Source organism: Bradyrhizobium centrolobii, from assembly GCF_001641635.1.
In the GTDB taxonomy this organism is placed as follows: Bacteria; Pseudomonadota; Alphaproteobacteria; order Rhizobiales; family Xanthobacteraceae; genus Bradyrhizobium; species Bradyrhizobium centrolobii.
Genome location: NZ_LUUB01000039.1, coordinates 121,444 through 133,850 on the forward strand (window position 1 = coordinate 121,444; position 12,407 = coordinate 133,850).

A 12,407-nucleotide genomic window follows, 5' to 3' on the forward strand; every position below is an offset into this window, starting at 1 on the left:
TGTCGGCATTGCCCTTTTTCGATTTTACGAAGTCCATTTGACTCGTCGGGCAAAACACCGGCAGGATGTCAGGATCGCAGCGCGTGGGGTCGGCGCATCGAACAGGCGCAGTTCGGCAGGGTCGACAGTCCGCAGGAGGCTCTCATTGCCGCGTTGAAGGCGGATAGCTGAGGCCCACACACTTCGTCATTCCACATTGCGCAATTGCGCAATGGGGGCGCGCCACTCGGCGCGAGCCCGGAATCCATTTCTCCGCCTTGCCTGCTGCACGATGGATTCCGGGCTCGCGCTTCCGCCTTCGCTCTTCGAGCTACGGCGGACAAGTCGCGCGCCCCGGAATGACGAACCTCTCGCCGCATTGATCCCAGCCGAGCCAATTGAACCCGAGCCGAGATCGACGACACTATTCCTCCGTGTCGAGCGACCGCGCCAATCTCGGCGTGGCCCGGAGGAACGGTTCGCCATGCGGAAGCGAAACTGGCGTTTGATCGCCGTGGGCGGGGTGCTCCTGATCATCGCCCTGCTATTCTTTCTCGCGATGCGCGACATGACGCCGTGGTCCAATGATGCGGTCGCCCTGATGCGAACGGTCGGGGAGGTTTCCGGCACCGTCGGCGGCATCAGCATCATCATGATCGTTTTCGGTCTGATCGGCCGGAAAGAGCCGGCCTGACCAGCCGTGTACCGATAAACCCGTTGGCGTGACGCGACGAAGGCTCCGTCCGCTTTCCCCGTTCGCGATCGAGCTCGCGCGGCGGCGCAATATGTCGCGAAGGGCCAATAGCGGAAGTCGTCAGCGCCTCCAAAGCAAGTCCCATAGTGGAGTCCCAACGACGGGTAAGGTCGCGTTTTAGTCTTTTCACTGGGGAGCGGCGTAAACCCACTCATGTTCCGCAGGTCAACTCGTCGAGTAATGCCTTTGTGGCTCTCAAATCGGCGGTCTCGAATCCCTCAGTGAACCAGCTAAAGAGCGCTGCGAGCAGCGCGCGGGCGTCATCAGTCCGCCCCCGATCACACCACAGGCGCGCCAAGCTGAGGGCGGCACGGAGTTCGAGCGACTTGGCGCCCTGTGCGCGGGTTATTGCCATAGCTCGCGCAAGGCAGCCTTCGATCTCACTGGCGGATCTGCCTTGGATCCGCAGAAGCTCCCCCTCGATGCGTGCGAGTTCCCCCTCCCACATGTGTTCGCTATTTTTCGCAATGAGGTCCTTCGCCTCAGCTATGATACGTAGCCCTGGTTCGGCCTGGCCGACTTGCGCATAGGCCGTGGCGAGCATGCAGAGATACCGGGCTTGATACCAACTGACGCCTAGAGCCGCGCGGCTCTCGGCACTTTGACACATGAGAGCGATGCCTGCCTCCGTGGCGCCCTGCTGTACCATGGCCCAGCCGCGAAGAATCAGACCATTCACGCGCCAATAGCCCAGGCTGTGCCGATCGGCCAGCTCAATGATCGCGTCGGCATGGGCTTGTACGCCCGGGACGTCGCCGAGCAGTTCGTCCAAACCGGCGCCGGCGAAATTGTGGACATGCGCTGTGAGGTTCGCCTGGTCCAACTCCGCGGCGCAGTGGAACGCCGCGGTGCTTGAACGATGCGCCTGCTCGGGAAAGCCCAGGATCCAGAGGACAGGCGCAAGATAGGTGAGGGCCGAAACTTTCGGGTCGTGAACGTAGTGCACTGGCTGCGATCGATGCTGACGCACGTCGTAGAGGCGCAGGATCGCTTCGAACTCGGACCGAGCCTCGGCAAACGCTCCGAAGTGCATGGCTGTGATCCCCGCCAAGCGGTGGCTGGCAAGGCGAACCAGAGAGCTTGGAAGGCGCTCGGATATCTGCTGAGCCTCGTTGGTTAGTCGCCGCATCATGGAATAATCGCCGCGCACAAAGTAATAGACGAACTCACCGCTGAGGGTCGCGACGAGCGGCTCGGCCTCGCCGAGACGTTCGCAAAGCGCGCGTGCACGACTGTAGGCGGCGCCCGTCTGCGGTGCAGAATAACCGTGTACGGCGATCATGGGAGTACCGATCGCGATCTGAAAAGCGAGCTCCTGCCGATCCCGCTCGAAATTTTCCGGTAGCGTGTTCAGCGCCTCTAACCCTCGGGTGAGATGCCGGATTGCTTCCAGATTGGCCGAGCGTTGGGCAGCGCGTTCGCCGGCCTTCAGCCAATAGCCGACGGCACGTTCAATTTGGCGGGCCTCCGTAAAGTGGTGCGCCAGCAGTTCTGGCTCGCGTGCCACGCGGTCCGGGAATCGCCCCTCGACGGCTTCGGCGATGCGCGCATGCAATCGCTGTCGATCGCTGCGCAGAAGCGTACTGTACGCGGCATCCTGCACCAAAGCGTGCTTGAAGCTGTAGACAGCCTCAGGTGGCGCGCCGCGCTGGAACACCAGTTCAGAACGGACAAGCCGCGCCAATCTCTCTTTTATCTCGCTCTCGCCTGGACCGGCGACGGCGGCGAGGAGTTCGTATGAAAACTCACGGCCGATCGCAGCCCCGATTTGCGCCATCTTCTTGGGACCCAGCCCAAGTCGGTCGAGCCGGGCCATCAACGAGGCCTGTAGGGTTGCGGGCACGACAAGCGCCGATCCCGAGGTGGTGGCGCTCTCGTCTTTGCCGCTCTCTCGATTCGCTTGGGCTTCTACGACAGCCTTCGTCAACTCCTCGATGAAGAGCGGCACGCCATCGGTGCGCTTGACGATCTCTTCCATGGTATGCTCCGGGAGTGCCCTGCTGCCCGCGACGCGCTGCACCAGCGTCGCACCCTGAAGCCGGTCGAGGCGGCTGAGGGTAAGCATCGTCACATGCGGTTGGCCGGTCCATGGCGACTTAAACTCCGGCCGGAATGTAATCAGCAACAGCACAGGCAGGCCTGCTACCCGATCGACCACGCGATCGAGGAGCTCGCGTGAGCTGGGGTCGATCCAATGGACGTCCTCGTAGATCAAGAATACCGGCTGGCTCTGCGCGAGGACGACGAGCTGGTGGAGCAACAGCTCGAATGTTTCCTCCTTCTTGCGCTGCGGATTTAGCTGGCTCGGAGGGTACAGATCGCCAGCGGGAACATTTAGCAACTCGGCGACGAGGGGGAGACCCGCAATCGGCGACCATGTCGGCGCGAGCAGCGCCTGGATTTTGTGAAGCTTCAACTCCGGTGCATCGCCCCGTTCGAAACCTGCGGCTCGTTCGAGTTGCGCAATCGTCGGGTGCAGCGCGCTGTCCTGGTGATGTGCCGAGCAGAAGTAGCGCAGCCGGATGTGGGGCTCCTCCCGCAGTCGCTCCTGGAGGGCAGCAGTCAGGCGCGACTTGCCTATGCCCGGCTCGCCCGAGAGCAGGATCACCTGTCCGGCACCTGACTTTGCCCGGATCCAGCGCCGAGCCAGCAGTTCGATTTCGTCCTCGCGCCCAACAATTGGGGTGAGAGTGGTAGCCGAATGTAGTGCTTCGAACCGGCTTTCGATCGTGCTCTCGCCCCGCACGCGCCACGCACGCACGGGCCCAACAAAGCCCTTTAGCTGGACCGTACCGAGGTCCTTGTACTCGAAGATGCCGCTCGTCATCTGCTGCGTATTCGCATCGATCACCACGCTGTCCGGCTTCGCCAAGGTTTGCAGTCGCGCGGCGAGATTCGGCGTCTCGCCCACCACACCGCGCTCTTGAGACTCGCCGGCACCGATCAGATCGCCTACGACGACGAGACCTGTGGCAATACCGACACGGATCGGCAGTCTGCCGCCGGGCGCAGCCGGCACTGGCCGCGCGGTCGTCACAATCTGTAGACCGGCGCGAACCGCTCGCTCGGCGTCGTCCTCATGCGCTTGCGGGTAGCCGAAGTAGGCCAAAACCCCGTCGCCCATGTACTTGGCCACGAATCCATCAAAACGCCCGACCACCCTCGCAACGTCTTTGTGGTACTTGCTGAACACCTCGCGCAGGTCTTCCGGGTCCAGCCGAGACGAAATTGCGGTCGAGCCGACGAGGTCACAGAACATTACGGTGAGACGCCGACGTTCCGCACCGGGTAGCGCCGGCCGGATAGGCGCATCTCCGGCTGATGATCGTTCCGGAGCAGCGGCACTGGTCAAAGGAGCGCCGCAGTAACTGCAGTAACTATTGCCAATCGGATTCCCACGACCGCAGGCGCCACAACACGGCGGCAGCGGCGCGCCACAGTTCCCGCAGAATCGGTGGCCATCCTGATTGTCACTTCCGCAGCTCGGGCACTCCATGCTCGCCCTCCAGCTCGGAACAGGATCGCAGTCTAGACGAACGTCCGGATGAGGGTCCAGCTTCTCCACGAGGGGCAAAATACCTGCCGGTGATTGCGTTTTCACACAGCCAGGGTCAAAAGCAGCGGTGGATGCCAGTATGGACCGACGTCCGGTTTGCCAACGACAGCCGATATGACAACGGGTTAAGCGCCCTTCGGCTTAGGGGCCAGAACCGGAAATTGCAGCAAGCTATGGAAGTCACCCTCTCCCACGAGGGGAGAGGGTGCACTGTCAGCGCGGCGGGAGGTGCCGGCGCGGCGCGAGATGCCGCATCAGAACATCAGATTGTCCTTCACCAGCACCCAGCGGCCGCCCTTGACCTGCTGCACCTGGGTGATGGTGTTGGCGAGGTGGTCGGTCTTGGAGAACTTCGTGGGCGGCGAGTTGAAGATGTCGAGGAATTTTTCGCCCGACTCCAGCGAATCCAGCACCTTCTGACCCGTGAGATCCTTGCCCGCCTTCTGCGCATAGAAGGCGAACGTCATCACCGCGTTGTAGCCGATGATCGCCTGCGTGTTGGCGTCGGTGTTGAACATCTTCTTGTAGTTGACGAGCCAGTCATGGACCTTGCCCTTGGCCGTGTCCTCGTACGGGATCTCGAAGCCGCTTGCGGCATAGAGCCCTTCGACGGCGTCCTTGCCGAGGGTGGGCACTTCCAGCACGTTGGTCGGCGTGGCGCCGAGGAAGGTAACGTCCCAGCCGAGCTTCTTGGCTTCCGTCATCGCGCCGATGGTCTCGCGGATCACGGTGCCGAGCACGACGAGATCGCAGCCGTCGGACTTCATCTTCGCGACCTGCGCGCTGAAGTCGGAGGCGCCGCGCTTGTAGCTCGTCACTGACGCCGGCTGCACCTTCATGGCCGTCAGCTGCTGGTTGAAGCCGTCGAGCACGTTCTTCCCGTACTCGTCATCCTGATGCATGATGCAGGGCTTCTTGAAGCTCTTCCATTCCATCATGTATTTGAGCGCGGCGCGCGTGCTCTCGACGTAAGGCAGCAGGTTGTTGAACTTCAGCCGCTCCTGCGGCTTGGCCGGATCGAACTTGAAGGTGAACTCGGCCGCCGTCAGCGGAAACAGCTGAAGCACGCCGGCATCGAACAGCGTGTCCTGCGCCGCCAGCACCGTCGGCGAGCCCATCGGGCCGATCATCGCAAAGATCTTGTCGCGCTCGACCATCTTCTGCGTGGCGAGCACTGCCTTCTTCGGATCGTAGCCGTTGTCTTCCAGGATCATCTTGATCTTGCGGCCACTGATGCCGCCGGCCGCGTTGATCTCCTCGACCGCCATCTTCATGCCGTTGGAGACCGGCACGCCCCAGACCTTGATCGGTCCCGACAGATCCTGATGGGTGCCGATGACGATCTCGGATCCCGAGATGCCCTCATTGGTGACCTTGGTTTGCGCGGCGGCCGGCAGACAGGTGAGCGCCACCGCGCCTACCGCAAGGCCGAACGTCCATAACGATCTCGACATTGACGTCTCCTCTCCCTTAAGGCCCGTGTTGCGCGAAGGCGGGGGCCACCGCTGCTTCGCTTCTTTTCTGCGCATGCCCCTTGTCGGAAAACCGGCTTCCACTTTTCCGGGGACACGCGTCTTCACGCCACCGCGCGTTCGCGATACATCGCGTCGATCTCGGCGGCGTAGCGCTTGTTCACGAAGCTGCGCTTCAGCTTCATGGTCGGCGTCAGCTCCTCGTCCTCCGGCGTGAGCTGACGCTCGATCAGGTAGAATTTCTTGATGGTCTCGACGCGGGCGAAATTCGCGTTGACCTGCTCGATCTCGCGCCGGATCAGGTCCTGGATCTCCATCGCCCGGCACAGGCTCGCGTAATTGGTGAAGGGAATGTCGTGGTCCTGGGCGAACTTCTCGACATTCTCCTGGTCGATCATGACGAGGCAGGTGAGATACGGCCGCTTGTCGCCGATCACCACGGCGTCGGAGATATAGGGCGAGAATTTTAGCTGGTTCTCGATCTCCGACGGCGTGATGTTCTTGCCGCCGGCGGTGATGATGATGTCCTTCATCCGGTCGGTGATCCTGACGAAGCCTTCGTTGTCGATGGTGCCGACGTCGCCGGTGTGCAGCCAGCCGCGCGGATCGATCGTCTCCGCGGTCTTCTCCGGCTGATTCAGGTAGCCCATGAACAGGAAGTCGCCCCTGATCAGGATCTCGCCATCGGGCGAGAGCGAGACCTCGCCCCAGGACACCGCCTTGCCGACCGAGCCGAGCTCGATGCGCTCCGCCGGCATCATGGTCGCAACCCCGCAATTCTCGGTCTGGCCGTAGACCTCGTGCATGTCGATGCCGAGCGCGAGATACCAGCGGATCAAATCCGGCGCGATCGGCGCCGCGCCCGTGAACGCGATGTGACAACGATCGAGCCCGATCATGCGGCGGATGTTGCGGAACACCAGTTGATAGGCGAGGCGGTTGGCGATGCGAAGCGAAAGCGGCGGCGTCTTTCCCTCGAGCCGGCAATCGGTCATGCGGTAGCCGATGTCGATGGCGCGGCGATAGACCCATTGCTGGAACGGCGTCGCGTCCTTCAGCGCGATGGTGATGGCGGAGTAGAATTTCTCCCAGATGCGCGGCACCGCCAGGAAGACGGTCGGCTGCACTTCGCGCAGATTGTCCGGCACCGTCTCCGGGCTTTCGGCGAAGTTCATCACCGAGCCGAGCGCGACCGAGATGTAGTAGCCGCCGACCCGCTCGGCGACGTGGCAGAGCGGCAGGAAGATCAGCCGGTCGTCGTTTTCCTTAGCCGGAATGAAGTCGTTGGCGTACCGCATCTGATGCGTCACGCTGCGGTTGGCATGCATCGCGCCCTTGGGCGGGCCGGTCGTGCCCGAGGTGTAGACGAGAACCGCAAGATCGCCCGCGCCGCGGCTGTCGATCATCTCCTGCCAGAGCGTCTCGCGGCCGACCATGTGATTGCGGCCGAGCGCGCGAAACTCATCGAGCGACATCACCATGTCGTCGTTAAAGCCGCTGAGGCCTTCCATGTCGAACACGATGATCTTCTGCAAGGAGGGGCAGCGCGCGCGGCAGGCGAGAATCTTGTCGAGCTGCTCCTCGTCCTCGGCGAAGATCACCTTTGTAGCGGAGTCGTTGACGAGATATTCGACCTGAGCCGACGCGTCGGTCGGATAGATGCCGGAGGAGACGCCGCCGGCGCACAATATGCCCATGTCGGCGTAGACCCATTCGGGTACGGCGTTGGCGACGATGGAGGCGACGTCGCCGGGCATGAAGCCGGATGCGCGAAGCGCGTAGGCGATCTCCTTGGAAATCGCGAGCCACTCGCGCCAGCTCGTCGGCTGCCAGATGCCGAACTTCTTCTCGCGAATTGCAGGCCGGTCGCCGCGCGTTTCAGCGGCGCGCAGAAAGCTCCTCGCGATCGTGTCAGCGACCGTCAGCACCGCCGGTCGGGCCATGCCATTTCCCTCCTTGTCGCTCCCCCTCCGCTGGCCTGCCTTGCCGGCGGTCTGTGTTTACCGAAGGGCAATCCCATTTAACGCCACGTTTTCTTCTTTTTCCAGCGCCGTTCGCCCCGCGCGCCCTGCTCTTTGGCGCCAAGGTAAAATTCCTGAATGTCCTGTGAATGCATCAAGCGGTCGCAGGTGTCGTTCATCACGACGCGGCCGATCTCCAGCACATAACCATAATGCGCCGTCTCCAGCGCCACCTTGGCATTCTGCTCGACCAGCAGGATCGACATGCCCTGCTCCTCGTTGACACGGCGGATGATCGTGAAAATCTCCTTCACGAGGATCGGCGACAGCCCGAGCGAGGGCTCGTCGAGAAGCAGCAGCGTCGGCCGGTTCATCAGGGCGCGCCCGATCGCCAGCATCTGCTGCTCGCCGCCGGAGAGCTGGCCGGCCGGCTGATCGATGCGTTCCTTCAATCGCGGGAAATAGCCATAGACCCGCTCCATATCCTCTGCGACGCCGTCGCGATCCCTGCGCGGATAGGCGCCCATCATCAGGTTCTCGCGCACGGAGAGGAACGGGAACACCTCGCGCCCCTCCGGCACATGGCTGAGGCCAAACCGCACGATCTTGTCGGCCTCCATGCGCTGGATCGGCTTGCCCAGGAACTCGATGGTGCCCTTCTGCGGATCGAGAATGCCCGAGATGGTCTTCAGCACCGTGGTCTTGCCGGCGCCGTTGGCACCCAGCAGCGCGACGATGCGGCCGCGCGGCACCTCCAGCGAGATGCCGCGGATCGCCATGATCGGTCCATAATAGCTCTCGACGTTGGAGAGCTTCAGAATAATGTCGGGCGTCATGGTCGCATCCATCGCGTCAGGCTCCCAGATACGCGGCGACGACGTCGGGATGCTGCTGCACCTCGGCGGGAGAGCCCATTGCCAGCACCCGGCCGTAATTCAGCGCGATCACGCGGTCTGAGACGCGGTTGACCAGCGTCATGTCATGCTCGACCATCAGCACGGTGATGCCGAGCTCGCTCCTCATGTCGCGGATCCAGAACGACATGTCGTCGGTCTCCTCCACGTTCAGCCCCGAAGATGGTTCGTCCAGCAGGATCAGCTTCGGCTCCGAGCACAGCGCGCGCGCGAGCTCGATCACCTTGCGCACGCCGTAGGGAAGGCCTGAGATCAGCTTGTCGCGATAGGGTTCGAGATCGAGGAACTCGATGACCTGCTCGACGCGGCGGCGGTGCAACTTCTCGTTGGCGCGGACATTGGGAAGGAAAAGGAGTTCCTGCCAGAGCTGCGTGGTCGAATGCCGGTGGCGCCCGACCAGAAGGTTGGAGAGAACGGTAGCGTTCTCGAACAGCTCGATGTTCTGGAAGGTGCGGGCAATGCCGAGCTTGGCGATGTCGTAGGGCGGCTGCTCGGTGATGTCCTGGTCCTCGAAGAAGATGCGGCCCGAGGTTGGCCGGTAGATCCGCGAGATCAGATTGAAGATCGAGCTCTTGCCGGCGCCGTTCGGCCCGATGATCGAGAGGATTTCCCCCTTCTCGACCGCGAACGACACCGCATCGACCGCTTTCAGGCCGCCGAAGTGCAGCGAGAGGTTCTCGGCGCGGAAATAGCTCATCGGTTCCGCTCCGACTTCACGTAGATCTTCTGCCGCTTGAAGGTGGCGCGCTTGTAGAGCGGGAAGAGCTGGAAGAAGAGTTTGATCTTGAGCCAGCGGCCGTAGAGCCCGAGCGGCTCGAACAGCACGAACAGCACGATGATGATGCCGTAAATCGCGCCCTTCAATCCGTTCAGCGAGGCGAAGGCCGCGACCTTCGACTGGATGTTTCCGGCAGCCTCCGTACCCGCCCCGAATGTCGCGGCAACGCCGGCGATGATGCCGGGCATGTCGTCCTTCAGGTACGTCAGGAACGGATCGATCATTACGATGAAGATCGCCCCTAACACCGCGCCGTGCAGGCTGAAGGTGCCGCCGATCAGGATCACGATGATGAACTCGATCGAGAGCTGAAGCGTGAACATCTCCGGCGAGATGAAGGAGAGCTTGTGCGCGAACAGCACGCCGGCAAAGCCGGTGATCGCCGCCGAGATCGCAAAGGATTTCACCTTGTAGAGTGCGACATTGACGCCCATGCTGCGCGCCGCCGTCTCGCTGTCGCGGATCGCGACGAAGGCGCGGCCCGTCGGCGAGCGCAACAGGTTGAGCGTGCCGACGATGGTCAGCACCAATACGGCAAGGCAGAGGAAATAGAAGGTCGGGCTGTCGCGCGGCACCGCGACGCCAAGCAGTGACAGCGTCTTGATGCGCATGCCCTCGTTGCCGTTGGTGACGCTCTCCCAGCGCGCGAGAATCTCCTCGACGATGAAGGCGAAGGAGATGGTGGCGATGACGAGATAGATGCCCTGGAGCCGCAGCGCCGGAAAGCCGACCATCGCGCCGACGATTCCTGTCAAAAGGCCCGCGGCGAGGAAATAGACCGGGAACGGCACGTTGTATTTCTGCAGGTACGCCGCGGTGTAAGCCCCGATCGCAAGGAACGCCGCATGGCCGAGCGAGGCCTGCCCAGTGAAGCCGGTCAGAATGAGAAGCGCCACGCCGACGGTCGCATAGATGCAGACGAAGACGAGCTGGCTCATCAAATAGCTGGAGAGCACGTAGGGCGCGATGAGCAGCAGCGCAATCAGGAGTCCGTACGAGACCACGTAGCCCGAGTGCGGAAACAGCTTGATGTCGTCCTCATAGTCGGTCTTGAACAGGAAGCGCATGGCGTTCAGACCTTCTTGCGGACGTGAAGGCCGAACAGGCCTTCGGGCTTGAGCAGCAGCACGGCGAGCAGCACGATGTAGGGCGCTACGTCCTTCCAGCCCTCCGGCAGATAGAAGCCGGCCATGCTCTCGATCACACCGATCAGCACACCGCCGACGACTGCGCCGGGGATCGAGCCGAAGCCGCCGAGCACGGCGGCGGGAAACGCCTTGAGGCCGAGCACGAGGCCGACATTGGAGTGGATGAAGGTGATCGGCGCCAGCAGCACGCCGGCGCAGGTCGCAACGGCCGCGCTGATCGCCCAGACGATCGAGACGACGCGCTTGACCGGGATGCCCATGTAGTAGGCGGCCAGCATGTTCTCGGAACTGGCGCGCATCGCGGTGCCGAGCGTGGTCTTGTTGAAGAAGAGATAGAGCAGCGCGCAGAGGATGATCGTGGCGGCGATCACCGAAAGCTTGTCATAGGCGAGCACCAGCGAGCCGATGCGCAGCACGCCCTGGCTGAACGGAGTGTCGATCTTGAAATCGTCGGTGCCCCAGATCATGCCCGCGACCGAGCGCAGGAAATAGCCGAGCCCGATGGTGGCCATGATGATGGAGAATTGCGGATAGCCGAGGATCGGCCGCACCACCACGCGTTCGGCCAGCATCCCGAACAGCGCCATCGCTGCCACCGCACCGGCAAAGCCGATCCAGTAATTCAGGCCCATCATGCCGATGAAGGTGAAGGCGAAGAAGCCGCCCAGCATCATCAGATCGCCCTGGGCGAAATTGACGACCTCGGTGGCCTTATAGACGAGCACGAAGCCGAGCGCGATCAGGCCGTAGACGCAGCCGAGCGCAACGCCGCTGACCAGCTGCTGAACGAAGTCCAGCATCTCCGTGCATCCTCCCGATGCAACCAGCAGTTCTTCGCGACCGCCTTGCCACATCTTGCGTCCAGCCGCTACGCGGTCGTTTCGCCGCGTTAGCGCCATTTGTCCCGAGACCAATTCAGCCTGAACCGTCCGGCGCTGTCAACAAACGGTGACTTGCCTATAGTCGACCCCGGATGGCGGAATTTGCGGCCGTAGATTCACGGTGCCGAAACATCTTCGGGCCATGGTCGCGGGCAGTGCAAAACCGGATGGTGTGGCCGTCATGAAGCCGGACAGCTCGGCACTGGAAGTCCGAGGGTTAACGAAGCGTTTTGACCGTTTGGCGGTCGATAGCCTCGATCTCACCATCCATTCCGGTGAATTCTACGCGTTGGTCGGCCCTAACGGGGCCGGCAAGACCACCACCTTGCGCATGGTTGCCGGCCTGTTGCGTCCCGATGCCGGCGCGGTGTCGATCTTCGGCATCGATGCGCTCGAAAATCCCGTCGCTGCCAAGCAGGTGATGGCGTGGGTGTCCGACGAACCCATGATCTATGACAAGCTGACGCCGCTCGAATATCTCGAATTCGTCGCCGGCCTCTGGGGCATCGCCCCGTCGGTCTCGGAACCGGTCGCGCAGGAGCTTTTGAGCTCGCTCGGCCTCGAGCCGCACCGGCACGAACGCTGCGAGGGCTTTTCCAAGGGCATGCGCCAGAAGGTGGCGCTTGCCGGCGCGCTGGTGCACGATCCCCGCCTCATCATCCTCGATGAGCCGCTGACGGGGCTGGATGCCGTCTCCGCGCGCCATGTGAAGGGGCTCCTGAGCGAGCGCGTCCGCGCCGGCTGCACCGTCATCATGACCACGCACATCCTCGAGGTCGCCGAGCGCATGGCCGACCGCATCGGCGTGATCGCGTCGGGCCGCCTGGTCGCCGAAGGCACGCTTGCCGACCTGCGCCGGCAGAACGGTCATGCCGACACCAGCCTGGAGGATCTCTTCATCGCGCTGGTGACGCTCCAGGCCGCGGCATGAGCTCGGCGACGGCCCTCTCCTGGTTCGCCCGCC

At 62.8% G+C, this 12,407-nt stretch carries 9 protein-coding genes and 1 pseudogene; 2 read left to right on the forward strand and 8 right to left on the reverse strand.

The features are described from left to right. Positions 1-484: 484 nt before the first annotated feature. Entirely contained in the window at positions 485-673 is a 189-nt protein-coding gene (locus tag AYJ54_RS10340) for a hypothetical protein (RefSeq protein WP_161491833.1), read from the forward strand. A gap of 211 nt (positions 674-884) precedes the next feature. On the opposite strand, the gene AYJ54_RS10345 is transcribed toward AYJ54_RS10340, so the two are convergent. The 8 genes and pseudogenes from AYJ54_RS10345 to AYJ54_RS10375 all read right to left on the reverse strand — a co-directional run bounded on the left by AYJ54_RS10345 (position 885) and on the right by AYJ54_RS10375 (position 11,362). Beyond that, positions 885-3,992, reverse strand: a complete 3,108-nt coding sequence (locus tag AYJ54_RS10345; RefSeq protein WP_063698813.1) for an AAA family ATPase — start codon at positions 3,990-3,992, stop codon at positions 885-887. Between the two features lie 111 nt (positions 3,993-4,103). Then, positions 4,104-4,229 (reverse strand): annotated as a pseudogene (locus AYJ54_RS53960) (zinc-ribbon domain-containing protein); the annotation flags it as partial. A gap of 314 nt (positions 4,230-4,543) precedes the next feature. Continuing rightward, the gene (locus AYJ54_RS10350; protein ID WP_063698814.1) at positions 4,544-5,743 is read right to left on the reverse strand and encodes an ABC transporter substrate-binding protein; all 1,200 of its coding nucleotides are present in this window, start codon (positions 5,741-5,743) and stop codon (positions 4,544-4,546) included. A gap of 122 nt (positions 5,744-5,865) precedes the next feature. Beyond that, complete coding sequence (locus tag AYJ54_RS10355) at positions 5,866-7,704, reverse strand: AMP-dependent synthetase/ligase (protein ID WP_063698815.1); 1,839 nt, start codon at positions 7,702-7,704, stop codon at positions 5,866-5,868. A 77-nt stretch (positions 7,705-7,781) separates the two neighbouring features. Next, on the reverse strand, positions 7,782-8,570 hold the full coding sequence (locus AYJ54_RS10360; protein WP_063698816.1) for an ABC transporter ATP-binding protein: 789 nt from the start codon (positions 8,568-8,570) through the stop codon (positions 7,782-7,784). Positions 8,571-8,574: 4 nt separating this feature from the next. Beyond that, the gene (locus tag AYJ54_RS10365; RefSeq protein ID WP_063698817.1) at positions 8,575-9,333 is read right to left on the reverse strand and encodes an ABC transporter ATP-binding protein; all 759 of its coding nucleotides are present in this window, start codon (positions 9,331-9,333) and stop codon (positions 8,575-8,577) included. Then, positions 9,330-10,481, reverse strand: a complete 1,152-nt coding sequence (locus AYJ54_RS10370; RefSeq protein WP_063698818.1) for a branched-chain amino acid ABC transporter permease — start codon at positions 10,479-10,481, stop codon at positions 9,330-9,332. The genes AYJ54_RS10365 and AYJ54_RS10370 overlap by 4 nt, the downstream gene beginning before the upstream one ends. 5 nt (positions 10,482-10,486) lie before the next feature. Beyond that, positions 10,487-11,362: a branched-chain amino acid ABC transporter permease gene (locus tag AYJ54_RS10375; RefSeq protein ID WP_063698834.1), complete on the reverse strand. Its 876-nt coding sequence runs from the start codon at positions 11,360-11,362 to the stop codon at positions 10,487-10,489. A 262-nt stretch (positions 11,363-11,624) separates the two neighbouring features. Between AYJ54_RS10375 and AYJ54_RS10380 the strand changes: the two genes are divergently transcribed. After that, complete coding sequence (locus AYJ54_RS10380) at positions 11,625-12,374, forward strand: ABC transporter ATP-binding protein (protein WP_063698835.1); 750 nt, start codon at positions 11,625-11,627, stop codon at positions 12,372-12,374. Positions 12,375-12,407 lie beyond the last annotated feature (33 nt).